This is a genomic window from Bacillus sp. 220_BSPC (genome assembly GCF_001054655.1).
In the GTDB taxonomy this organism is placed as follows: domain Bacteria; phylum Bacillota; class Bacilli; order Bacillales; family DSM-1321; genus Peribacillus; species Peribacillus frigoritolerans.
The window spans coordinates 1-24,999 of sequence record NZ_JVPL01000029.1; the positions used below are offsets into that span (position 1 = coordinate 1).

The following is a 24,999-nucleotide window of genomic DNA, read 5'->3' on the forward strand; positions in this document are numbered from 1 at the left end:
GTTGGCGCTTTGTTTTGTTCAGTTTTCAAAGAGCAATTTCGATGTCGTCTACTTCGTAAGCGACTTTTACATCTTATCATGTTTTCAACTCTGTTGTCAACATGTTTTTTTATTTTTTTTGTTTTGATGAAGCTGCGAAAGCTGATGTCCCGCAGCGACATGTATTAATATAACACCTATATTATTATTGGTCAACAATAAAAATGAATTTTTTTAAAAGTTTTTTGATACACGATAAAACCGATGATATACCTCGTGCCCTTTTGTCTCCGCTTTGATGACGTCGATTACCTTCTTCTCTATCAAGTATTCCAATAAAACGCCTAGGTCGACTGAATAAAACTTAACTTCCGGATGCTCCATAAGCTCCGCAATCGTCCACGGTTCTTCTTTCATCCCCATTATTTCGATCAAATGCTGTGAACCTGCATTCGTCCTCGAATAAATGAGAAATTCACTCGCAAGGAATAGAAGCTCCAATCTTTTTTCGAGCGTTTCCTCACTGCTGATCAATTCTTTATACAACTTGTAAATTTCAGGTTCCATATGCTTCACTTGGTTCCAGACAGTAACCTCCGGATAAAAGCCTTGTTCTATTATCTCCAAACGGGCCAAATGATGCAGGGAATGAACGATATGATTGTATGCCTCAAGATGATGGCCTTTTTCAAAGAAGCTTTTTCCATCCATGTACCTGCGAATTAACTTCGCGAACTCCATCCCCATCTTTAACTTCCTTCCATAGAAGGGGAACTCCCGGAGTTCGCTTTTCAATCGGTCCAAATATTCATTACGGTCAAAAAGGACCTTCCCGTTATATATCCAGTCAACCACTTTGCGGTTCGTGCCTAATAGGAGCCATTCTTTTAACTGGTCTTCCTTTACGATATGCAGGGCCGCCTTTTTATCCTGGTATGTGTAATGTTTTAAAAACACGGCCTCTTCTGCTTCGTCTGCAATTACAAAAAGGATGTAGTCAAACGTATCGGTAATCGGGCTATTATCATCTCTTTTTTCTACTAACAAGATTCCAAGTGTAGATTTTAAACTTGCTCGCTCTTGATAAATCGGGCGAAGGATATCTTCCATCATAAATTCCTCCAAAACCTTTTTTTTAGATTTTCGACAAAACTCTTCAAATTCCTGCTTAGTTCCCTTACAATCATTTCAATTCAAAAGTAATATGTATCCTTTATTTCTTTTTTGTTCCATCCATTGTTTATGTTATAGTTAAAGTTATATTTTAGGAGGGACAATCCATGGCTAAATATTCTAGCAAAATCAATAAAATACGCACTTTTGCTTTGAGTTTGATCTTCATTGGCTTTATCGTAATGTACCTTGGGCTTTTCTTCAAAACACATCCTGTTGTCATGACGATTTTCATGGGGCTGGGCCTTTTATTCATAATCGCAAGCACAGGGGTTTATTTCTGGATTGGAATGCTTTCTACAAAATCGATCCAGGTTGTCTGCCCTAACTGCAGCAAACCTACAAAAATACTAGGACGTGTAGATATTTGCATGCATTGTGAAGAACCATTGACACTTGACAAAAAGTTGGAAGGCGAAGAATTCAATGAGAAATATAACCGGAAAAGCCTGCATGACTAAGTCGATTAGCTGAATTCCCTTTCAAGAAGGCTTTAACAATTGTATCATTTCTTCATAACATGAAAAAAAGTTCCAACCAAGTGGAGGAACTTTTTTTAATGCGATTCTTTTTTCGCACAATCCATACAGTCGCCGTAGATTTCCATCCGATGGTGACTAACATTGAAACCAGTGACTTGTGCTGCGAAATGCTCGACTTCATCCAAAGCAGGATAATCGAAGTCAACAATTTTCCCGCAAGTTTGGCAAATTACATGATAATGATTCGTCGTCACAAAATCAAACCTTGCCGAAGAATCACCATACGTAAGTTCTTTTACCAAACCTACCTCACGGAACACACGCAGGTTGTTATAAACCGTTGCCACACTCATATTCGGAAACTTGCCTTCCAGCGCTTTATATATATCATCAGCGGTAGGGTGGGACATGCAGCTTATCAAATACTCAAGTATCGCATGGCGTTGAGGAGTTATTCTTACACCGGTATCTTTTAAGGAATCCAACGCTTCTTTTAACTGAACTTCAGACACCGTCATCCACCTCTTTTTCTCATTAAGTATGCATTCTTAAATTATAATGTTTATAAATAGTGTACCTTTTATACGTTGAATTTGTCAATAATTCAATGGCTTAACCATTTTTTTTAGTTTATTCATGAAGACTTTGATTCTTTCCCATTTTTGCATTGGGTTTAGTATCCCCTAGATAAGTCGATTACGTTGGTGAAGTCTTTTCCAGCTCTCAGGTATTCACGCATATTTTTTTCGAATATGGAAAAGGTCCTTGGTAAATATTCTCCGCTTTTACTTGAAAGATGCGGTGTGACTGTAACATTCTCCATCCTCCAAAACGGATGCCCTTTTCCTAAAGGTTCCGGATCAAATACATCCAAGATGGCATGAGACAATTCCCCGGCATCCAGGGCTTCGATCAGCACTTCATCGTTAATCAGGTCGCCGCGGCCAATATTCACGAATACTGCAGATTCTTTCATGGCTTTGAAGTGTTCTTTTTGCAGAAGGCCCTTCGTTTCATCCGTACTTGGCAGGACGGATACAATATAATCGGCTCCCGGTATGGCTTCCAATAAATGCTCCAGGTCATAAAGGTGATCGATGGATTCCACCGGTTTCCCGCTCCGGTTCATGCCTATCGTCTTCATCCCAAAGGCTTTCCCAAGTCGAGCCACTTCCCCTCCAATTGCACCCACACCCATTACGAGCATAGTCTTGCCATTCAATTCCCCGACTTCAATCTTTCTATCCCATAATTCTTCCTTTTCATTCTTCATAAGCAGCTTCAATTTCTTTTCATATTGCAAAAGCATCCCTATCGTATACTCGGCCATCGGGATTTTATGAATGCCTCTAGCGTTGGTCACCATAATGCCTCGTTCCTCGATGGCTTTAAATGGCATTAGTTCCATCCCTGCACTCATGACCATGATCCATTTCAAGTTCGCTGCTTTCCCAATGATTTCTTCAGTTAAATCTTCACCATATGTAATTAAGATTTCCGCTTCACGAAGCGGCCCATCCTTCCATCCTTTTTGATAAATGAAGTTCAAATCAGGAAAAGCTTTCATCATTTTCGTTTGGATACCTTCATTCGGAATGACAGTCGAAAGTACTAACATGTTTATCTCTCCCTTTTAATTAACATAAAAAAAACACGGGCTCTATGTGTCCCGCGCAACTTTCTCTGAGGAGGTATTCCCTTAATAAAGCATATTCGGGTGTCCCCTTTTTGAGTTGGACAAAAGCCTTACCCTTATTAAAAAAGGCTTTATTTTAAAGAATTTGGGTTTAATGCATGTAATTCCGGCAAAACAAAAAAGCCATCCCTTCTGATCAGGACGTCGTCGAAATAGATGTCACCGCCCCCATATTCCGGGCGCTGGATCAAGACCATATCCCAATGTATCGATGACCGGTTTCCATTATCCGCTTCATCATAGGCAATCCCAAGAGCCAAATGCAGACTCCCGCTTATTTTCTCATCGAACAAAATATCGTCCATAGGTTCCAATATGTATGGATTGATTCCAATAGCGAACTCCCCTATAAACCGGGACCCTTCATCAATATTCAGGATTTGGTTCATTTCAGGATCACGATTGGAAGTCGCTTTAATGATTTTCCCCTTTTTGAAGTTTAATTCTATGTCACTAAAGGTGATTCCTTCATAGGTTGTGGGTGTGTTGAAGGATATCCTTCCATTGAGACTATCTTTTATGGGTGCCGTAAATACTTCCCCATCCGGTAAATTCTTTTTTCCGGCACATATGACGGCTGGCATGCCTTTGATGGAAAAGGTCAAATCTGTCCTTGGTGAAACGATCCTGACTTTGTCAGTACGTTGCATCAATTGTTTTAACGGCTTCAAAGCCGCCTCCATTTTCCCGTAATCCATTGTGCAGACGTTCAAAAGAAAGTCTTCGTATCTATTGAAGGTCATGCCGGCTTTTTGCGCTGATGCCTTGGTGGGGTAATTAAGTAAGACCCAACGTCGGTTGTTTACATAAAAAAGTGTAGGGGAATTCATGGCCTCCCCTTGAAGACGGTGCCTCTCGATGGGAACATCAGTCATTTCCGCATTGTTTTCTTCCCCAGTGATGATGATGACCGCATCGATATCCGTATATTTCTTCAAGGCCCATTGTGAAGCTGTGTCAAGCTGCTCCTTCACATTCCCTAGTAACAGGTGGCGGCTTATCTCATCGTCCTCGAGTTCCACATATGGATAAGCACCCACTCTGTATATTTCATCAATCAACTCTTTCAATAATGGTTTCGTGTTGATATGCCCCCGTATGAGGATTCTCTCTTTAGGCTGTAATTGTATCGAATGATGAATCAGCCTGGCTGCAAGCTTCGTTATCCTCTCATCCTTCATCTGCCTATCCCTTATTTTTCGAGTTCGCGAAGAGTTTCAAGCGCTTCTTCGACGTGGCCTTTAACCTTTACTTTACGCCATTCTTTGACTACATTTCCAACCTTATCAATCAGGAAAGTTGAACGTTCAATGCCCATATACTCCTTGCCGAAGTTCTTTTTCAATTGCCAAACATCAAATGATTCAGCCGCTTCATGATTTTCGTCAGCCAGCAGCAGAAAAGGCAATCCATGTTTTTCGATGAATTTTTCATGACGTGCCGCTGGATCTGGGCTGATACCAAGGATTACCGCGTTCAATTCCTCGAATTGCTCATTATGGTCCCGGAAATCACAGGCCTCCGTCGTGCAACCTGGCGTCATGTCTTTTGGGTAAAAATATAAAACAATGTTTTTCCCCTTAAAATCCGATAGGGAAACCATTTCACCATTGTTTGCAGGGAGTTTGAAATCAGGTGCTTTTTCTCCAATTTTAACAGTCATATTGAACCCTCCATTTCTTTCATTATGGTAAGAGTACCCAATAATCGAAAGAAACACAACTTTCATTTATCCTTCCTATCTTTCTGCTCCAGATCGATCACCGTCCGAATCACGAACGCTGCCGGCAGTGTATACCCAATGAAGGCCTGAATGGTAGCTATCATCCTGCCCATGCCAATCGGGGCTATATCTCCATACCCTACAGAAAACATCGTCATCGCACTAAAATAAAAAGAAGTCTTCAATTGTTCATAGAAAGTCCCATCCAACCGATTGCCCATATCAAGAATCACCGAATGATTCTGAAGCTCGTATAATAAATAAATCAGTGCAAATCCAACTAATATCGTCGCATATAAATTGCCAAGCCACAGCATATCCTCAAGAGAAAACTTCTTTCCTCCCGACTCAACAAGAAATAACGTACGAATGCTCATCACCATGCAAAAAATGATTCCTGCAATCAAGATGTAGAAAGTCATCCCCCACGCCCCATTTCAAAACGCCACTCCCTCTATACATACTCCCTGTCCAAACAATATATTCTTTTTTAGGAATCAGCCCTATCACCGACTAACTCATTAAACGGAAACTTTCCCGAATCTTTTTTCCATGTTGACCCTCTTGGTCGGATATGTTAAGATTGTCTAAATTTTTATAATAGTTTTTATTTTATAAATATTTTACCTGCAAACAGTTAACAAGGCAGGTTTTGCAAAATTTCATATGTGGAAATAGGTTCCTAATTTTCATTAGGATTAAAAGGGAAGTCCGGTGTAATTCCGGCACGGTCCCGCCACTGTAATGGGAATGTTAGCGTCATTCAATATGCCACTGATCAACGGATCGGGAAGGCCAGCCGCTAATGATATTCCCTAAGTCAGGAGACCTGCCTATTTCGACAACACTGTTTTAACCTACGGGAGATAGGGAGGTGTTAGGGACCTTATAATTGTAAGGGGCATTTTGCATGCCTCTTTATTTTAAGCATTTCTAACTTTCTTTTTTGACGGTTAGGAATGCTTTTTTTATTGTTCGATCAAATGAATGTAGGAGGATGGGAATTTTGAAAAGCAGCAGTTTGGGTTACCCTCGAATCGGGGAAGATCGTGAATGGAAACGTACATTGGAAGCTTACTGGTCCGGTAAAATCGATGAAGCGGAATTTACGTCACAACTAAAAGCCATCCGTTTAGGCAACTTACAAAAACAGAAGAAACAAGGCATTGATATCATCCCTGTCAACGACTTCACTTTTTATGATCAAATGCTCGATATGTCCGTCATGTTCGGTCTTGTTCCTGAACGTTATTCAGCTTATGAAGGCGGAAGCGTCCCCCTTTCCGTTTATTATTCAATGGCCCGCGGAAACAATGATGAAGTCGCTTCCGAAATGACGAAATGGTTCAATACGAACTATCACTATATTGTCCCTGAATTAAAACTGGCACAGCTTACTTTAACAGAAAATAAACCACTTACAGCATATCGGGAAGCCAAGGAAAAGCTAGGGATCGAAACGAAGCCCGTTTTGATCGGACCTTATACTTTCCTCTCCCTTTCAAAAGGCTTCAATAAACAAGAAATCCCTGGCATAATCCTGAGCCTGCTTCCCCTATATACGCAAATCCTGCGGGAGTTGGAGCAAGAAGGCGTGAAGTGGGTTCAAATGGACGAACCTTCCCTTGTTTCATCCATTTCCAAGGATGATATGCAAACCGTTACTTACCTCTATGAAAAACTGAATGAAGCAGCACCAAACCTGAACATCATGCTACAAACATACTTTGATGCGGTGGAACATTACCAAGAAGTCATCGAATTACAAGTCCAAGGGATCGGTCTTGATTTTGTACATGATAAAGGGAGGAATTTAAGTAACCTTGAGGCATTCGGTTTCCCGAAGGACAAAGTGCTTGCAGCGGGTGTGATTGACGGAAAAAACATTTGGCTATCTGATTTATCCCAAAAAATCGAATTGATCGAGACACTTAAGAAACAGGTAGCCGAGGACCAAATCTGGCTACAGCCCTCTTGTTCCCTGCTTCATGTCCCGGTGACCGTTCGTAATGAAACCGCCCTTTCAAAAGAAGTGAAAGAGGCCCTTGCTTTCGCTGATGAGAAACTTGAGGAAATCACACTTTTGGTCAAAGGGAATAATCAAGGCATTGAAGCAATCGCCGAAAAAGTCGATGCCAATAAATTTACGATTCAAACGTTAGCCAATTCAAATGTCCGAAATCACGGGTCTGTACAATCCAATGTCGAAAAGGTTAAAACCAGGACCGCCGGCCGTCAGCTTCCATTTAAAGACCGTTACCAAAAACAACAGGAATTTTTCAAATTGCCTTTTCTCCCTTCGACTACGATCGGCAGCTTTCCGCAGACATTTGAAGTTAAACAAGCACGCGGGAAATTCAATAGAGGAGAATGGACAGCCCAGCAATATGAAACATACGTTAACGAAGAAATCGTTAGGTGGATCGAAATCCAAGAAGAAATCGGTTTGGATGTTCTCGTTCACGGGGAATTCGAACGGACGGATATGGTTGAATACTTCGGCCATAAATTAGGCGGATTCGTCTTTTTAGAAAAGGGTTGGGTACAATCCTATGGATCCCGCTGTGTGAAACCTCCAGTCATCTACGGCGACATCCATTTCATCGAACCGATGACAGTCAAGGAAAGTGTATACGCACAATCACTGACGAAGAAGACGGTGAAGGGAATGCTGACAGGTCCTGTTACGATTTTGAACTGGTCATTTGTCCGTGATGATATTTCCAGGGAGAATGTTTGCTATCAGCTGGCGCTCGCTTTGGAAAAAGAAATCATTGCCTTGGAATCTGCTGGAATTAAAATGATTCAGGTTGATGAACCTGCACTTAGAGAAGGTCTGCCATTGAAAAAAAGCGATCGCGACGAGTATTTGAACTGGGCAGTGAATTCATTCTTGATATCCACATCAAGCGTGGAGGATACAACCCAAATTCACACGCATATGTGCTATTGCGACTTCAACAGTTTCATGGACGTCATCTCCTCCCTCGATGCCGATGTAATTTCCATCGAAACATCCCGCAGTCATGGGGAGCTCGCTTCCGCATTCGAGGAAAAAACATATGAAAAAGGCATTGGCCTGGGGGTGTATGATATTCACAGCCCGCGTGTGCCGGCAGTGGAAGAAATGGTCGATATGATTGAACGGGGCATAAAGGTATTGGATAAAGACCAGTTTTGGATCAATCCCGACTGCGGCCTGAAAACAAGGGGTATCCCGGAAACCGTCGCTTCCCTGAAAAACATGGTCGAAGCAGCAAAAATCGTCCGTGAAAACCTTTTAGTAAACCAACAGGCAAATGATTGAGAAGAACGTTGCCCATCCAACACAGCAGTCACGGACTTTTTTAACCGACCTTGTTTTTCCACCGGATACAAATCATCATAATACCATCTTTGGCGGAAAAGTAATGGCCTATGTTGATAAAATAGCTTGCATTTCCGCTATGCGCCATTGTCGAAAACCTGTTGTGACTGCTTCTAGCGACTCTTTTGATTTTTTGGCCCCCATCAAAACAGGGGACGCGATCAACCTTGAAGCTTATGTCACCTGTGCTCATCGCACATCAATGGAGGTATTCGTGAAAGTGGAACGTGAGAACCTATTAACAGGTGAAAAACAGCTAACGGCACGCGCTTTTTTAACGATGCTGGCCATTGATGAAGACGGTAAGCCGACAAACGTCCCTCAGGTCATTCCGGAAACGGAAGAGGAAAAACAGCAATATGTTCAAGCCAAAGCTAGATATATCGAAAGAAAGAAAAAACGGAACTAAACAAAAACCCCTTCAACATGAATGCTGTTGAAGGGGTTCTTTCAGTTCCCTGCCCCGCGGTACCTCTTCACTCCCTGATTCCATATGAAAACGGATATCACGAAAAAGGCAACCCCAATTACAGGTGTGGCAAATGCATATGCATACCACTCTTCTTTTCTTAGGAAATAAGATGCCGGATAGACACCGACAAACGCGAATGGCAGCACCCATGTAAGGACAAAACGGATGACCTTATTATAAATATCAACAGGATAGCGCCCGTAGTTCCCGATATTGTACATCATTGGCATGATGGATGTTTTCGCATCCGACCAGAACCCAATGCTTGCTATCGCAACGAATATGGCTGCATAGGCAAGGGCCCCACCTATTGCAAAAATGATGAAAAGAATCGGGTCATACCACGCAAGCTGCAAATCCAATGAAATCCCCGAATAGAATATGATGATCAAACCGGTCACAACACCAAATAACGCTTCAAGCTCGATTCTTTCTAAAATGACTTGAAACAGGCTATGGATCGGTCTTGTTAATATCCGGTCCATTTCACCTTTGACGATATAGCGGTCATTAAAGTCCCAGATGTTGAAAAAGGCTGAAAAAAGGGCGAATGGGATAAGGAAAAACCCATAAATGAATATAATTTCTTCACGGCTCCAGCCGCTTAAAAATTGGGTATGTCCAAAAACGACTAAGATAAATACCAGATTCACGACCTGATTGAGCAGGTCAGATAGGATTTCCATGAAGAAATCCGCTCTGTATTGCAATCTTGTTTTCATATATTGACTCACATATTGAAAAAACATCGATACATAAAACATCCCGTCAACCTCCTTGAATAATCAGCTGTTTTTTTGCGACTATCCATAAAAGCTGAATCGGTATTATGAGAATGATGCACCAAATTAACTGCTGTAAAAGCGCCATGCCAATTTCGCCTGAACTGTAACCGTTCGTAAAAATCATGCTTGGTACATAGCTGATCCCTTGAAAGGGTAAATATTTCATCACTTCCTGCGCCCATATCGGGTAGAAACTGATGGGCAGCAGCAGACCGGAAAATAAATCAATGATAACCCTTTTAGCGCGGATTAATCCGGCATTATTATATAAGAAAAAGGTAGTGATTCCCGTCAATAAGTTAATTTGTGTATTGATGATGAAGCTGAACAGCAAGGAAATGCCGAACATCCCCCACGTAACCGGCTCATGCGGCAATTCGATAGGAAAAATGAAAGCTACCAGCAGCATCCCCGGAATCGAGAAGAAGAAGAAACGGAATATCCCTTCCCCAAGTCCTTGCATCGTTTTCATGCCTAAATAGTTATAAGGCCGGATCATCTCAATGGCAACCTTGCCGTCTTTAATCTCAGTGGCGATTTCGCGGTCAATATTATTGAAATAAAAAGCGCGCGCCATCCATGCAACTGCGACATAGGTTGTCATCTGCATGCTTGAAAGTCCTTCGATGGAGCTTTTTTCTCCATATATCGCATTCCATAAGAAATAATAAGCACCGATATTAATGCTATAAATTAAAATGCCAGTATAATAATCCGTTCGATACGCAAGCATCATTAAAAAACGCATGCGGATCATGGCAAGATACTTCCCCATGGCCCTCCCCCTTCTTGATAGACACGTTGTTTCTTAATGATAAGAGAGTCAGACAGTGCCTTCTTCGTAAATATTGCGAACGATCTCTTCAATGGACGTTTCATGTATTTTGATGTCTTTTATTTTAAAATGAGATACGACAGCTGAAACAAGCTGTGAAATATGATCACCTTCTTCTTTCAACAAGGCAATGTAAGTTTGACTTTTCTCATCATAAACCCAGTTAGCGGTAAATGGGAGCGCTAATGATTGTAATTCCTTCAATGCGATCGGCTTGATGAATTGAAAATGGATCTGTTTTTCCTCAGCCCAGTTATCTTTCAAACTCTGCAATTCCCCATCATAGATGATTTGCCCTTCATCAAGCATGATTACACGCTCACATAATGCTTCAATGTCCCCCAAATCATGGGTGGTCAAAAGGATTGTCGTATTATATTTCTCATTGATTTCTTTCAGGAATTCACGAATCTTCATTTTCACGAGCACATCAAGTCCAATTGTCGGCTCATCCAGGAACAGCAAAGGCGGATTATGGATCAAGGCTGCCGCAAGTTCGCAGCGCATTCGCTGACCAAGCGATAGTTTACGCACTGGTTTGTCCAGCAAAGGACCGATATCAAGCGTCTTGATGACATGTTCCATATGATCGTTATATTGTTCATCCGTTACCTTATAGACCTTTTTTAGCAGCCTAAACGATTCTTGAACTGCAATATCCCACCAAAGCTGTGAGCGCTGACCGAATACGACTCCGATAGTCTGAGTGAACTTTTCCCTCTCTTTATGTGGATTCATGCCATTGACCGTGATTTCGCCTGCTGTCGGTTCCAAAATACCTGTCAGCATTTTGATCGTGGTCGATTTCCCTGCACCATTTTCCCCGATATAAGCTACCATCTCACCCTTTTTTACAGTAAAATTGATATCATTGACGGCAGGGACGACCTTATAATTTCTGGTAAGTAAATCCCGGAAGGCACCCTTTAGCCCTGAACGGCTTGATGCCGACTTAAATTCCTTCCGAAGCTGTTTCACTTGAATTGCATCACTCATCCTGTTACATCCTCCGTAATCTCTTGTCCTAATGAATTAGTTTATCCAAACCAACCTTTTTAGACAATTAAAATGCTTGGATGCCATCTACCATTTTCAGGGAGGAAATGGCCGTTGTACCAGATACATATATAAAGGAGACGAGTATGCTATGAATATCAAAAAATTATTACTATCCCAAATTGAAAAGGTCGTTTTCGACCTTCGATACGACTTCCTTTATGAAGATGAGTACGGTGAATTATTATGCCAGGTCATCCAAAGGGATTCCAGCGGGTCGATCGAAAGCACACCCATCAGTTTCCACCTTCGCATTAATGAAGAGAAAGGAACCGGGCAGCTAATCTATTACCAAGCCCAGGGCGAAATGAATCGCCAATCCTTCGACATCGAAAATCCTGACACCATCTTGGCCATCCTTACTTTCATAACAGGAGTTTTGGGATCCCCCAAAAAAGATGTTGGCCCGGAATCCTGATTCTTCTGGGGGTGTTGCGTTTCCACCAGGGTACGAATCACATTTCCTAGCCTTCCACCCCAGATTTCCGGAGAGAAAAGTGCTATGATTAAGGGGAAATATGTTTATATTTATAGGAGGTTTTAAGATTGGATTTTAGAAATTCGGAGCTTTTACATAAAGAGGCATTGGAACATATCGTTGGCGGGGTTAACAGCCCATCCCGTTCTTACAAAGCTGTAGGCGGCGGTTCGCCAGTTGCGATGGATCATGCCAAAGGGGCTTATTTCTGGGATGTTGATGGCAATAAATATATCGATTATTTAGCTGCATATGGCCCGATCATCACAGGGCATGCGCATCCACATATTACGGAGGCTATCGTTAAAGCAGCGGAATCCGGCGTTTTATACGGCACTCCGACAAAACATGAAGTCAAATTTGCCAAAATGCTGAAAGAAGCCATACCTTCCATGGATAAAGTCCGCTTCACCAATTCAGGCACCGAATCAGTCATGTCCACCATCCGTGTTGCCCGTGCTTACACAGGGCGCGATAAGATCATCAAATTTGCAGGCTGTTACCATGGACACTCCGACCTTGTTCTCGTCGCTGCAGGTTCCGGCCCGTCCACTCTAGGTACACCGGACTCTGCAGGCGTTCCAAAAAGCATTGCACAAGAAGTCATCACGGTACCTTTCAATGATATCGGTTCATTTAAAGAAGCACTTGATAAATGGGGCAATGAAATTGCAGGCGTGTTGGTAGAACCGATCGTCGGCAACTTTGGAATCGTGGAACCAAGTCCCGGCTTCCTGGAAGAAGTCATTTCATTATCTCACGAAGCCGGATCACTCGTCATTTTCGACGAGGTCATCACAGCGTTCCGATTCATGTATGGAGGGGCACAGGACTACTTGGGAATTCAACCCGATTTGACCGCGCTCGGAAAAATCATCGGGGGCGGGCTTCCCATTGGTGCCTATGGCGGTAAAAAAGAGATCATGGATTCTGTCGCACCTCTGGGACCAGCCTACCAAGCTGGTACGATGGCAGGAAATCCGGCTTCCATGCTTTCCGGGATAGCTTGCTTAGAAGTACTTAGAGAAGAGGGGCTTTACGAAGAGCTTGACCGCCTGGGGAAAATCCTTGAAGAAGGTATCCTGAAAGCGGCTGGCCAATATAATGTTCCGATCACCATCAACCGCCTTAAAGGGGCATTGACGATTTATTTCACGACAGAAAAAATTGAAAACTATGAGCAGGCGGAAAATACGGATGGCGAAATGTTCGCCAAGTTCTTCAAACTCATGCTCAATCAGGGAATCAATTTGGCACCGTCCAAATACGAAGCCTGGTTCTTGACAATCGCTCACACGGATGATGATATCGCTTATACTCTAAAAGCGGTTGAACATGCATTCAAAAACCTAATATAATAAATCGAATCAGCATAATTATGCATTTTTTATACACCCTCAGGATGTACATCTATCTTGAGGGTTTCTTATTTCCCTGTAATAAATCTTTAATATTAGTATTTGAAGCCAATCCTCACAAAAATCCCATCAATCACAGCATCCATCCCATTGTATAAAAAATTGATTTCTGAATATTTAAATGATATGATATGGATACATTTATACACTTTCTTTCAATCTATCAAAACTTGGACTATTGTTCGGGTTTACTAATATTTCCCCCATTAAACACATGCTACAGGAGGTGAAAGGCAGAGAATAAGGATAACCTTATTCAAGCCACAAATATGGCCCAACAATGGACACCTGCTACATTCAATGAATTTCACAAGGAAGAACATGATGCCTGCGGAATCGTTTCCTGCATCGAAAAAAAGAAGATCCCTACTAACGAAAACATCTTTGCCTGTATCGACGCCCTGGTTAAAATGAACCATCGCTGCGGCTTCATCAATGGTGAGGGCGATGGCGCCGGCATCCATATCGATATTCCCCGGGCTCTTTGGAAAAAGAAACTTGAAGCGGCAAATGTCGATTCAGGCATCGTCGATCAAGATACCTTCATAGTCGGCCACTTATTTCTAAGCAAAAAAACAGAAGCGAACGACTTAAAGATCGAAGTTAAGGAGAAACTGCTCCAACATGGTCTCTCATTGATATTCGAAACGGATAAAGCCTACCGTTCCGAGGCATTGGGACCGATTGCCATTCAAGAAGACCCAGTGTTCTGGCAATTTGCCTGTTCCTCAACCATCAATAACAACCAGGAGCTTTCAAATGTTCTTTTTGAGCTGACTTCCGACATCGAAAAAAGCGATTTCATCCATGTTGCCTCTTTAAGCCAGCATCATGCGGTATACAAAGTGATGGGTGCGGGGGATACGCTCCCTGCCTATTATCTTGATCTTGCCGATCCTTTGGCTGCCTCCACCATGACACTGGGACATAATCGGTTTTCAACCAATACTCTATCAAGCTTCTTCCGGGTCCAGCCTTTCAGCGTGCTTGGTCATAATGGCGAAATCAATACCATCGCCAAATTGCGTGATGAAGCGAAAATGATCGGAGTTCCCATCGCTAAAGATGGAAGCGACTCTCAGGATTTAAACAAGACGATCGAAACTTTCATCTGCCGTCATGGCTACTCTTTATTTGAAGCTGTCGATCTTATGTTTCCGCCAATCATCAACGAAATCAAGGAATATCCCGAGCACTTACAAGACTTATATACGTATTTAAGGGAAGCATGGGGTCATTTTGCACAAGGTCCGGCAGGCATCATCTCCCGTTTCGGCGATGAAGCCGTATTCTCTGTCGACTCTCTAGGCTTGCGCCCGTTATGGAATATTGAAACGGAATCATCCTATATGTTCACTTCCGAACCAGGAATCATCCCTTCCAGTGAATATACCGGAGATCCGAAGCCGATGGGTCCAGGGGAGAAAATCGGGTTGAAATGGAACGGCGACCGAATTGAATTGTACACATACAAGGATTACCAGGATAAAGTGTTTGAACTATTCAATGATCGTTTCGTCCTTTCCAATGACCGAGTCCGCTTACAGCCCCAGGCTTTTGAAAAGGTTGTCTCCATGACAAACACGCAAGCCATTCATAATGGTCAGTATAAAGCCTTTGGGTGGGAAAGGGAGCATGTCCAATTAGTGGAGCAGATGGCCGAAAAAGGCGCTGAGCCCATTCGTTCACTTGGTCATGATGCGCCGCTGGCAGCACTTAATCCCCAACGGACCAACATTGCTGATTTCATCAAGGAAAGCGTGGCCGTTGTAACCAACCCGGCGATCGACCGGGACCGGGAAACCGAGCACTTCTCAACAAGGACGATCATAGGAAAGCGCCCTTCCCTATTCGAAGCGAATAAGGCAGGAAAGGTGACGGAGCTGCTGACTCCCTTATTGATCGAAGGATCAACGGGTTATGAGTGCTCATCCATCGTATTCCAGCCAAGCTACGACCAGTTCATTAAATATAACCAAGATCAAAAACTCGTGCACATCATTTCAAGTACATTCAAAGAGGATGAAAACATCACGGATGCCCTGACCAGGATTACGGATGAAAGTGTCAATGCTGTGGATGAAGGAAAAACGCTGCTCGTTCTGGATGATGCCCTTGCCCATCAAAACGGCAACCTTTGGCTTGATCCACACCTGGTCACTTCAGCCGTCGACCAAGCGTTGGTCCGTACAGGCAAGCGTCGTGATTGTTCCATCCTTTTACGTTCAGCATCGCTAAGGTCACTGCATGATATCATCGTTTCTTATGGTCTTGGGGCCAACTTAATCAGCCCCTATTATATGTTCCTTTCCTTATCTTCAGATGACCATAAGGGGGTTACCAATCTATATAACTCCTTGACGAAAGGGCTTGAGAAAGTCATCTCCACCATTGGCATTCATGAGCTGCGCGGCTATGGAAGACTTTTCTCAAGCATTGGTTTACATGAGGAAATTGCGAAATATCTAAATGTGGCTAATTTCTTCGGATCCAATGATCTGGACTATAATTTTGATAAAATCAAGGCAGATGCCATCCAGCGTGCAGAGGATTACGGCAATGAAAAAGAACGGATGGGCAAGACCTTCCATCTGTTCCCTAGAATCTGGAAATCCATCGGGGAAGTTGCTTCAACCGGGGACTACGATGCTTATCGCGAAAAGATCACTGAACAGGAAGAATCCAATCCGACGACGATCCGCCACTTGACATCATTAAAAACTTCAGATGCTTCCGTCCCTTCTGAAGAAGTCAGCCTTTCGGTCGGTGAACAGGAATTGCCGTTCGTCATAGCCTCCATGTCCTTTGGATCACAAAATGAGATTGCTTTCCGGGCCTATGCAGAAGCTGCCGAGAGGCTAGGCATGATTAGCATGAATGGCGAAGGCGGGGAAATAAAGGATATGCTGGGCAAGTACCCGAAATCCCGCGGACAGCAAATCGCTTCCGGACGTTTCGGTGTCAATGCAGAACTCCTGAACTCTTCAAATCTATTGGAAATTAAAATTGGTCAAGGGGCAAAACCCGGTGAAGGCGGTCACCTTCCCGGTTCCAAGGTCACAGCGAAAATCGCAGAAGCCCGAAATGCAACAATCGGTTCCGATTTGATCTCCCCTTCCAATAACCATGATATATACTCAATTGAAGATTTGGCCCAAATGATCCATGAGCTAAAAACGGCAAATGACAAGGCAAAAGTTGCCGTCAAAGTACCAGTCGTTCCAAACATCGGTACGATTGCTGTCGGTGTCGCAAAAGCCGGGGCCGATATCATAACGCTTTCCGGTTTTGATGGCGGAACGGGTGCTGCCAGGATCCATGCACTCTCACATGTCGGCCTACCGGTTGAGATCGGTGTGAAAGCGGCCCATAATGCACTGCTTGAATCAGGTATCCGGCAGAACGTTGAAATTTGGGCTGACGGTGGGTTAAAAAGCTCGCTGGATGTTTTGAAGGTGATGCTGCTTGGGGCAAATCGTGTAGGCTTTGGGACCCTTTCGATGATTGCAGTCGGCTGCACAACGTGCCGCGGATGTCACCTTGATACTTGCCATGTGGGCATCGCCACCCAAATTGAATCGGAAGCTCAGGCGAAAGAACACGGGCTGCGCCGTTTTGTTCCACGTAAATTTGATTTAGCCGTTCAGGGGTTAACGAATATGTTCAGTGCATTTGCAAAAGAACTCAAATCTTTGACCGGGTCACTTGGGGTGAAGAATCTTCAGGATATCGTCGGGCGTTCTGATTTGCTGCAGCAAGTTAAAGGTCAACAATCATTGGATTTAACCTATTTATTAAAAAATCTGGATATAACACCGTTCTCGCATAAGGAAGCGGCGGCATATTTGAATGAAGGCTCCATGCAGGTAGCCGTTGGCGCCGAATATCTTGATTCGCATGTAGATGACCTGCAGCAATCCCGCAGCTATAGCTCGATCACTTCCGAGCAGCGTGTACTCGGCAGCAGGGTCTCCTGTCACCGCGTTAGGGGCAGATTGGATGGATCATACAAAAAACTTCCTCCCGTTCACCTATCCTACCAGGATGGTTCCATTCCGGGTAATGGACTTGGGGCATACAATACGGAGGGAATTTCAATCAGCGTGAATGGCGGTGCCCAGGATGGTATCGGCAAAACATCGATTGGCGGTAACATTGCCATCTTTAAATCTCCAGGAAAAGATGGGAAGTTTTACAATGGCTCTGTCGGTAAGGGCTTTGGTTACGGTGCACAGCATGGTCTCCTCATTGCCCAGGGAGATGCCGATGCCAGGGCGGGAATCCGGCTTTCCGGTGCGGATATGATCATTGGCGGATTATTGAAACAACCGCTTCCTAAAAAGGAAAACGGTAATATTGCGGTAACATCCAATATTAAGGGATTCGCTTTTGAATACATGACAAATGGAAGAGGTTTAGTTCTTGGTGATCCCGGTCCATGGATTTGCGCAGGGATGACAGGCGGTGTCGTTTATTTACGGCAACAGCCTGAATCTGGATTAACCAAAGAGGTCATTAAGAAACGGGTTGCGAAAGGGGCAAAGATTTCCATTGAGTCCCTATCTGCAAAAGGCCTGCAGGATGTGGCCGAACTCCTTGGCAAATATACGGCCCTTTTGAAAGATCATGGCCAAACCGAAGAAGCGGCCTCTTTAGAGACACTGCTTCAGAATCCTGGAGAGCACTTCCTTCAGGTCGTTCCAGTTAAAGAACAGGCGGATCCTGCTGTATCCACGGAGTGATGCCGAAAATATATATTAAAAAAGGCTGATGCTCTTCAATTCGAGCATCAGCCTTTTCCCGTCATATACCTCTGGGCTCGTCTTCAAACGCTTGAAAAACAATGTTGAAAGCAATCAAGAAATTGCCTATCGTTTCTTTATATATTAAACTTGATTTTAACTATTGTAACTCTTAGGAAAATCCTGTATATTACTTTTTGTTTACATCATCTTATTTTAGTGTAAAGTACTAGCAAATAAGTTAGAATACAACTTTAAGCAAAGGCCTATATATTAATAGAGCCTTTTCTCGCCAGATCCATTACAACACAAAGAAAGGATTAACCCATATATGAAGTTTGGTGCCCGCATTCTCAAAACAGGAATAGCAATTGTTTTAGCGCTTTACCTATCGGAACTGCTTAACCTTCCTGCTCCTGTCCTTTCTGGGATTGCTGCAATTTTTGCAATACAGCCGACCATTTACCGTTCATATCAAACGGTATTGGAGCAAATTCAAGGAAATATCATTGGCGCATTGGTTGCTGTCTCCTTCGTTTTGTTGTTCGGAAATGATATTTTTATGATCGGTCTTGCCGTAATGGTTGTCATAACCATCAATTTAAAACTGAAAATGGATAAAACGATTGTCCTTTCCATCGTGACGGTCATTGCCATCATGGAAAGCCAGGACGGGGAATTCCTTAATTTTGCCTTTATTCGTCTCTCATCCGTTTTGCTTGGAATCGTTTCTTCGTTTATCGTGAATCTTGTTTTCATTCCTCCAAAGTACGAAGCAAAGCTTTATACACGCATTACAGATGTAACGGAAGACATCTTGAAATGGATCAGAATCAGCACAAGACATGCTACAGAACACACTTTATTGAAAAAGGACATCAGCCGATTGAAGGCGGAGTTGCTCGATTTGGAACATATCTATTCCATGTACAAAGAGGAACGGGAATATTTCAAGAAGAACAGTGTTGCTAAAGCACGAAAGCTTGTCGTTTATCGGCAAATGATCATAACGACGAAAAAAGCGTTTGAAACCTTGAAGAGAATCCATAAATTCGAGAATGAAGTATATCAAATGCCTGAAGATTTCCAACGGAGCATCCTACAGCAGCTTGATTCCTTGATTCGCAAGCATGAGCAGTTGATATTACTGCATATCGAAAAAATCAAGTCAATCGAGGAGATTGAAGATTGGGACCAGGATTGTTTAAGTCGTAAAGAGCTGCTCGCCCATTTTTTCGAACAGCAGAATCAAGTGGACGAAATGCATGATAACCTAGGCCACCTCTCTGCCCGCCTTGTTCCATTGATTTCTGCAGTCATAGAATATGACGAACAATTGGAACACCTTGAAAAGCTGATCGTCAGCTTCCAGTCCTTCCATAAGGAAGATAACGAAATATCTGTCCAGTATGAAGAAGATTAAAAAAAGACGGTTCCCGGGAACCGTCTTTTTTTCGTCTCTATTTAGAGCATGCCCTCATTCAATCATCCAAAAGGTTCTTATCAGCAGCCTTTTCAATCGTATCCAATTTCTTCAAAAGATCCTGAAGCTCGTCTTCCGAGAATGAATTGAAGTTCTTGCCCATCAATTTGTTATGATCCGCAAGGACTCTCCCCAAAATCGCTTCCCCAGCCTCTTTCAATTCAAGGTTGATGACCCTGCGATCCTTATCAGAGGGCTGCCGTTTCACATAATCCATTTCGACCAACTTATCTACAAAGACGGTAATCGCACTTGGCTTTACGGTTAAGAAGTCAGCCAGCTGGGTCGATTTAATCGACCCCTCTTTTTTCAATATCAATAAAATGAAAAACTGAGGCGATGTTAATCCATAAGGCTGAAGATTTTTTGCTACGATGGCCCTAAGCTTCTTCCTAATCCGAAAAATCTGCATCTCTATACTATTAGTTACTTCCCATTTAAATTCCAGCCTTCTCACTCCTTATATAGGACAATCCTACCTCTTAAATTTAATTAAATGGCATTCCAATGTCAACTTTACTTTCCATATATCCTTAAAACTAAAAAAAATTCAAATTTTTACTATTTCACTGTATTTATTTCCCACCATTATTCCGAATAAATTACATGACAAAAAATAATTAAACTGGTAAACTCTTTACTTAATAATATTAATACTTATAAAAATTAATATTTATTAAAATTAATAAATAACATTTAGAATAGGAGGCGATGTCATTTCTAGCTAATGAACGTAAATCAAAAAAAAGGAACACATCATCAATATATTTTTGGAGGCGAAACAAGTGAATAGAGGACGTTTAGTTTTAATCAATGTCATTGGTTTGATTATTATAATAGCGGCATTGGCCGGTGGGGCTTATTACTATTATGAAAGCACGAATTTCATTAAAACGGATGAAGCGAAAGTGTCAGGTGAGCTATATACCATCGTTGCCCCCGCTGCCGGTAAACTAGCAGATTGGGACTTACACGAAGGAGACAGTGTAAGTAAGGATGACAAAGTTGCCAATGTAACTACCTTAGACGGTAAAGAAGCGGTAAAAACCGCAGCACAAGGTACGATCGTTAAAACACAAGTGCATGATGAGCAGCTTGTTCAAGCAGGTCAAACGCTAGCTCAAACCATCAATATGGAAGATCTGTCCATAACGGCTAATATTGAAGAAAATAAATTGAAGGATATCGAAAAAGGTGACAGCGTCGATATTATCATCGATGGAGATCCCGATACGGTCTTCGAAGGTACATTGGAACAGATCGGTTATGCTACAACGTCTGTCTTTTCAGTGATGGGCAATCAAAACAGCAGCGGAAACTATACGAAAGTCACTCAAAAAGTACCAGTGAAAATTTCCATCAAAGCACCATCCGATAAAGTTCTGCCTGGAATGAACGCAGAAGTGAAAATTTCGACTAAATAAACCGGCTACACAGTTATACAGAAAGGAGGCTTTTCTTTAAATGGCTTCTCAAACCATCACAGTAAATGAAAACAAGGGAATGAAACAGTTTGCCCCCATGTTAATTATCCTAATGCTAGGTTTGTTCATGGTCATTTTGAATCAAACCCTGCTTAGTGTCGCCATGCCTAGGATGATGGCAGAATTCAATGTAGCCGCGACTACGATTCAATGGTTATCAACTGGATTCATGCTCGTGAATGGAGCCTTGATTCCACTTTCCGCTTTTTTAATAGAACGGTTTGGCACGCGCATTTTATTCCTGGCTGCCATGTTTCTATTCACCGTCGGGACATTCATCTGCGGCATCGCACCAAATTTCCCCGTCATCCTTACAGGCCGGCTGATTCAGGCCGCTGGCGGCGGAATCCTGCAGCCCTTGGTCATGACGATCATTCTTTTCATCTTCCCTCCGGAAATGCGCGGGAAAGGTATGGGGATCTTTGGACTTGCCATTATGTTTGCCCCTGCAATCGGCCCGACTTTATCAGGTTGGGTCATTCAGGAATATAGCTGGCGGGTCATGTTCTACGCAATGGTGCCATTAGGCATGATCGTCATGACACTCGCCTTTTTAAGTATGCGTAATGTAGCGGAACCAAAGAAAATCAAATTGGATTTGCTTGGTGCCTCTCTATCCTTGCTAGGTGTTGCATCATTACTATACGGTGTCAGTGAAGCAGGTTCCAAAAGCTGGACGGATCCAATCGTTCTGGGAACGATCATCATTGGGCTGATCCTTTTGACGCTTTTTGTGGTTCAACAGCTAAAATCGGAAACACCCATGCTCGACTTCCGTGTATTTAAGTATGACATGTTCGTATTATCCAATATCATTTCTGCAATCGTCACAGTGGCCATGTTTACCGGGATATTCTTATTGCCTATATATTTGCAGACTTTAAGAGGCTTCACACCAGTTCAATCCGGCCTGTTGATGCTACCCGGAGCCCTTGTGATGATGGTGATGTCACCCATTTCAGGAGCATTATTTGACAAAATCGGACCTCGTCCATTAGCACTGATTGGGTTGGCGATCACTGCCGTCACAACCTTCGAATTCGCTAAATTGACTACGGAAACAACCTATTCGACTTTGGTCATCATCTATGCCATCCGCGCACTTGGAATGTCTTTACTGATGATGCCGATCATGACTGCTGGGATGAATCAACTGCCTAAGCATTTGAATACACATGGTACGGCAATGAGCAATACGCTGAAACAAGTGACCGGTGCCATTGGTACGAGCTTCGTGACGACCATTTATACAACCCGTGCTTCTTTCCATGGAACTGCTTTAGGAACGGAAATGAGTACGAGTGATCCCGGTTTTGTTCAGAATTTCCAAACTATCGTTCAATCCATCATGACTTCGATGAATCAAACTAGTGAACAGGCACAGGAAACTGCCATGTCGCTGATTTCTTCTCAAATCCAGGGTCAAGCAAATGTGATGGGAATCAATGATGCATTCTTTTGGGCAACAGGCTTCGCAATTGCCGGCATCGTTCTCTCACTATTTTTGCGCGACGTTCGGAAGGATAAAGCAATGAAACAAGCTAAACAAGAACCTTTGGATGTACCTTTGCTTCCTTCGCCAGTAAAAAAATCGGTTTAATTGAATGGAGGATTTAAAATGAAGATCTATGTTGTTTACGACAGTGAAGGTAACCATACGAAAGCACTTGCCGAATCAATAGCTCAAGGAGCCGCTGCGGTTCCTGGGGCTGAGGTTCTCATTGACCATGTAAACGAGGCGGATGTTTATAAGCTTCAGGAAATGGATGCGATCATTTGGGGCTGTCCCGGTCATTTCGGAACCATCAGTTCGAGTTTGAAAACATGGATCGATAAACTTGGGTATCTATGGGCGGAAGGTGCGCTGATCAATAAAGTGGGGGCGGTGTTCTGTACCACGGCCACCGTACATGGCGGACTCGAGGCTACCATGCTGAACTTAATCACCCCTATGCTTCATCAGGGCATGATCATTGTCGGCTTGCCCGGCACTGTCCCGGAAAATGCCTTATATGGTTCCTACTATGGAGTAGGGATAAGCTGTCCGCCCGGTGTGGATGACAATATCGCCAAAAATGACTTGAAGCTTGGAGAAGCATTAGGAAAACGGGTAGCCCATGTCACCCGTTCATTTATAAACGGGCTCTAGGAGGCTTGATTCAATGGGCATAATTCTAATTATCATCGTTGCCATATTAGCGGTTACGGGCTTGATCACATTCAATATCAAAGCCCTATCACCTGAAGGTAAGCTGCCTGCAGTCGAGGAAGAGAATTCGTTGGAAGAGTCCGCTTTCCCGACTGCAGATGATTCCATTACCGAAATCATCTCCCCGACAGACAATGATGAATTGAAAATGAAAGATCAGGATTATCGTTTGGCTCTTTCCAAGCTTCATGAACAAAAACCAAATGATGAGCCAACTGCAGAAAAAAAGCCTGATATTCGCAAAATGAAAGACAAGGAATACCGTGGTACATTGGAGGACTTCCGACAGAATGGCGATTGAAATCCCCCCCCATTAGGCTAATTTGCCATTTGGGGGTTTTGTTTTATATGCCATTGAATGGATCTTCCCTTACCTCTGCCACCACCTTCAACTTAGTGATCGATGTTCAGGCTTTAACTTTATTTTCTGGTTGACAAATATTCACAAAGACTTTAAGCTAAGGTAATGCAACGCATACAATTTGTTAAACTCAGCTTTTGTTGAGAGACGGAATTTTAAAAGGATTTCCTTTTTTCGTTCGTCACTTGCCTTTTTGGCAGGTGGCGATTTTTATTTTTATAGGGGTGAAAATATGCAACTTTTGAAGTATTCCATAATGGTCTTAATCGGTTCGATTTCATATGGCACTTTATCCACCATGATGAAGTTTGGATTCATGGATGGCCATTCTTCTGGAGAACTGGTCGGCAGTCAATATCTTGTCGGTTGGCTGATTGTCTCCGTTATATTTCTCTTTTCGTTTAAATATAAAGTTTCATGGAAGAGTGCCGGATTACTTTTAATCACGGGCATGATGTCCACTTTCGTCGGAAAGGCATATGCCGTTTCCGTATCCGAGCTTCCCGCTTCGATTGCCGTTGTCTTTTTATTTCAATTTACCTGGATAGGCGTCCTTATTGAAAGCTTCTTAAATAAAAGACGCCCGGATAAAAATAAACTCATTGCCATTTTCGTTCTTTTCATCGGTACATTATTGGCAGGGGCGATCTTTGGTCAGCCTCTATCTGGCCTAAGCCTAAAAGGTGTATTGTTCGGACTATTGTCTGCATTGCTTTTTGCGCTGTATATGTACTGCAACTCTCAATTCGCTGTTGGGGAATCTTCCATGAAACGGCTGTTTTTCATTGCAACGGGTGGTATGCTGACTGCTGTATTCACGACTAACCCCGTCACACTTGTGACGAATCTTGTCCAGACGAACCTATGGTACTACGGTCTGCTGCTCGGCACATTGGGTGTTTTAGTTCCTTTCTTTTTCTTTGCTGTCAGTTTACCGAAAGTGGGGGTCGGGCTTGGAACGATTCTTTGTGCTGCGGAACTGCCTTCAGCGATGGTCGTTTCCGTCATCTTCTTGAATGAACAGGTTACGTCACTGCAATGGTTCGGGATGTGCTTGATCATCGTCGGCATCGCCTTGCCTGAGGGAATAAAGCATCTGCCGCATTTCCTTCCTGGAAAAAAAACGCTGCATGAAAAAAGGATTTCATAACGTGCATGCACAAGTTCGTTTCAGAATAAAAAAGAAGACCATTCCTTTAGCGGAATGGTCTCAGACTGTAGACAAACTCGATGAAAATCGAGTTTGTCTATTTTTA

At 42.9% G+C, this 24,999-nt stretch carries 22 protein-coding genes and 1 riboswitch; of the genes, 12 read left to right on the forward strand and 10 right to left on the reverse strand.

Features of this window, described 5'->3' with window-relative positions:
* Nucleotides 1–213: 213 nt before the first annotated feature.
* Nucleotides 214–1,089 (reverse strand): nucleotidyltransferase-like protein, encoded by an 876-nt coding sequence (locus ADA55_RS01810; RefSeq protein WP_048678280.1) that lies wholly within the window; start codon nucleotides 1,087–1,089, stop codon nucleotides 214–216.
* Between the two features lie 170 nt (nucleotides 1,090–1,259).
* Between ADA55_RS01810 and ADA55_RS01815 the strand changes: the two genes are divergently transcribed.
* Nucleotides 1,260–1,613: a YgzB family protein gene (locus ADA55_RS01815; RefSeq protein WP_034305326.1), complete on the forward strand. Its 354-nt coding sequence runs from the start codon at nucleotides 1,260–1,262 to the stop codon at nucleotides 1,611–1,613.
* A 95-nt stretch (nucleotides 1,614–1,708) separates the two neighbouring features.
* On the opposite strand, the gene perR is transcribed toward ADA55_RS01815, so the two are convergent.
* The 5 genes from perR to ADA55_RS01840 form a co-directional block, all read right to left on the reverse strand.
* Nucleotides 1,709–2,152: a peroxide-responsive transcriptional repressor PerR gene (gene perR / locus ADA55_RS01820; RefSeq protein ID WP_034305329.1), complete on the reverse strand. Its 444-nt coding sequence runs from the start codon at nucleotides 2,150–2,152 to the stop codon at nucleotides 1,709–1,711.
* A 155-nt stretch (nucleotides 2,153–2,307) separates the two neighbouring features.
* Nucleotides 2,308–3,252, reverse strand: a complete 945-nt coding sequence (locus ADA55_RS01825; RefSeq protein WP_048678284.1) for a D-2-hydroxyacid dehydrogenase — start codon at nucleotides 3,250–3,252, stop codon at nucleotides 2,308–2,310.
* A gap of 149 nt (nucleotides 3,253–3,401) precedes the next feature.
* Nucleotides 3,402–4,511: an aminopeptidase gene (locus tag ADA55_RS01830; RefSeq protein ID WP_048678286.1), complete on the reverse strand. Its 1,110-nt coding sequence runs from the start codon at nucleotides 4,509–4,511 to the stop codon at nucleotides 3,402–3,404.
* An 11-nt stretch (nucleotides 4,512–4,522) separates the two neighbouring features.
* Nucleotides 4,523–4,993, reverse strand: coding sequence for a thioredoxin-dependent thiol peroxidase (bcp, locus tag ADA55_RS01835; protein ID WP_048678326.1), 471 nt, complete (start codon nucleotides 4,991–4,993; stop codon nucleotides 4,523–4,525).
* Nucleotides 4,994–5,055: 62 nt separating this feature from the next.
* Nucleotides 5,056–5,475: a potassium channel family protein gene (locus tag ADA55_RS01840; RefSeq protein ID WP_034305333.1), complete on the reverse strand. Its 420-nt coding sequence runs from the start codon at nucleotides 5,473–5,475 to the stop codon at nucleotides 5,056–5,058.
* Nucleotides 5,476–5,712: 237 nt separating this feature from the next.
* Nucleotides 5,713–5,904, forward strand: a riboswitch (cobalamin riboswitch).
* A 146-nt stretch (nucleotides 5,905–6,050) separates the two neighbouring features.
* Between ADA55_RS01840 and metE the strand changes: the two genes are divergently transcribed.
* Together metE and ADA55_RS01850 are read left to right on the forward strand one after the other, a co-directional pair.
* Nucleotides 6,051–8,360 carry a 5-methyltetrahydropteroyltriglutamate--homocysteine S-methyltransferase gene (gene metE / locus ADA55_RS01845; RefSeq protein ID WP_181151579.1) on the forward strand — a complete coding sequence of 770 codons (2,310 nt, stop codon included), beginning with the start codon at nucleotides 6,051–6,053 and terminating at the stop codon, nucleotides 8,358–8,360.
* Nucleotides 8,353–8,829 carry an acyl-CoA thioesterase gene (locus ADA55_RS01850; RefSeq protein WP_048678292.1) on the forward strand — a complete coding sequence of 159 codons (477 nt, stop codon included), beginning with the start codon at nucleotides 8,353–8,355 and terminating at the stop codon, nucleotides 8,827–8,829. The genes metE and ADA55_RS01850 overlap by 8 nt, the downstream gene beginning before the upstream one ends.
* A gap of 41 nt (nucleotides 8,830–8,870) precedes the next feature.
* Here the strand turns inward: ADA55_RS01850 and ADA55_RS01855 are convergent, their stop codons facing one another.
* The 3 genes from ADA55_RS01855 to ADA55_RS01865 are packed head-to-tail and all read right to left on the reverse strand — an operon-like array spanning nucleotide 8,871 to nucleotide 11,508.
* Entirely contained in the window at nucleotides 8,871–9,656 is a 786-nt protein-coding gene (locus tag ADA55_RS01855) for an ABC transporter permease (RefSeq protein WP_048678294.1), read from the reverse strand.
* Nucleotides 9,657–9,660: 4 nt separating this feature from the next.
* Entirely contained in the window at nucleotides 9,661–10,452 is a 792-nt protein-coding gene (locus tag ADA55_RS01860; protein ID WP_048678296.1) for an ABC transporter permease, read from the reverse strand.
* 48 nt (nucleotides 10,453–10,500) lie between these two features.
* Entirely contained in the window at nucleotides 10,501–11,508 is a 1,008-nt protein-coding gene (locus tag ADA55_RS01865; protein ID WP_048678298.1) for an ABC transporter ATP-binding protein, read from the reverse strand.
* A gap of 151 nt (nucleotides 11,509–11,659) precedes the next feature.
* On the opposite strand from ADA55_RS01865, the gene ADA55_RS01870 reads away from it, so the two are divergent.
* The 4 genes from ADA55_RS01870 to ADA55_RS01885 all read left to right on the forward strand — a co-directional run bounded on the left by ADA55_RS01870 (nucleotide 11,660) and on the right by ADA55_RS01885 (nucleotide 19,629).
* On the forward strand, nucleotides 11,660–11,986 hold the full coding sequence (locus tag ADA55_RS01870) for a hypothetical protein (protein WP_048678301.1): 327 nt from the start codon (nucleotides 11,660–11,662) through the stop codon (nucleotides 11,984–11,986).
* 128 nt (nucleotides 11,987–12,114) lie between these two features.
* Nucleotides 12,115–13,404 carry a glutamate-1-semialdehyde 2,1-aminomutase gene (locus tag ADA55_RS01875; protein ID WP_034305346.1) on the forward strand — a complete coding sequence of 430 codons (1,290 nt, stop codon included), beginning with the start codon at nucleotides 12,115–12,117 and terminating at the stop codon, nucleotides 13,402–13,404.
* 329 nt (nucleotides 13,405–13,733) lie between these two features.
* Complete coding sequence (locus ADA55_RS01880; protein ID WP_048678304.1) at nucleotides 13,734–18,206, forward strand: glutamate synthase-related protein; 4,473 nt, start codon at nucleotides 13,734–13,736, stop codon at nucleotides 18,204–18,206.
* 331 nt (nucleotides 18,207–18,537) lie between these two features.
* Entirely contained in the window at nucleotides 18,538–19,629 is a 1,092-nt protein-coding gene (locus tag ADA55_RS01885; protein WP_048678310.1) for an FUSC family protein, read from the forward strand.
* Between the two features lie 58 nt (nucleotides 19,630–19,687).
* Here ADA55_RS01885 and ADA55_RS01890 read toward each other — a convergent pair whose 3' ends face one another.
* Nucleotides 19,688–20,146: a MarR family winged helix-turn-helix transcriptional regulator gene (locus tag ADA55_RS01890; RefSeq protein WP_082196714.1), complete on the reverse strand. Its 459-nt coding sequence runs from the start codon at nucleotides 20,144–20,146 to the stop codon at nucleotides 19,688–19,690.
* A gap of 328 nt (nucleotides 20,147–20,474) precedes the next feature.
* Between ADA55_RS01890 and ADA55_RS01895 the strand changes: the two genes are divergently transcribed.
* From ADA55_RS01895 to ADA55_RS01915, 5 genes are all read left to right on the forward strand, one after another.
* Entirely contained in the window at nucleotides 20,475–21,113 is a 639-nt protein-coding gene (locus ADA55_RS01895) for an HlyD family efflux transporter periplasmic adaptor subunit (protein WP_048678315.1), read from the forward strand.
* 55 nt (nucleotides 21,114–21,168) lie between these two features.
* Nucleotides 21,169–22,773, forward strand: coding sequence for a DHA2 family efflux MFS transporter permease subunit (locus tag ADA55_RS01900; protein WP_370023600.1), 1,605 nt, complete (start codon nucleotides 21,169–21,171; stop codon nucleotides 22,771–22,773).
* A gap of 18 nt (nucleotides 22,774–22,791) precedes the next feature.
* Complete coding sequence (locus ADA55_RS01905; protein ID WP_048678319.1) at nucleotides 22,792–23,322, forward strand: NAD(P)H-dependent oxidoreductase; 531 nt, start codon at nucleotides 22,792–22,794, stop codon at nucleotides 23,320–23,322.
* Between the two features lie 13 nt (nucleotides 23,323–23,335).
* Nucleotides 23,336–23,683: a hypothetical protein gene (locus ADA55_RS01910; RefSeq protein WP_048678321.1), complete on the forward strand. Its 348-nt coding sequence runs from the start codon at nucleotides 23,336–23,338 to the stop codon at nucleotides 23,681–23,683.
* A 292-nt stretch (nucleotides 23,684–23,975) separates the two neighbouring features.
* Nucleotides 23,976–24,893: an EamA family transporter gene (locus ADA55_RS01915; protein WP_048678324.1), complete on the forward strand. Its 918-nt coding sequence runs from the start codon at nucleotides 23,976–23,978 to the stop codon at nucleotides 24,891–24,893.
* Nucleotides 24,894–24,999: the final 106 nt, after the last annotated feature.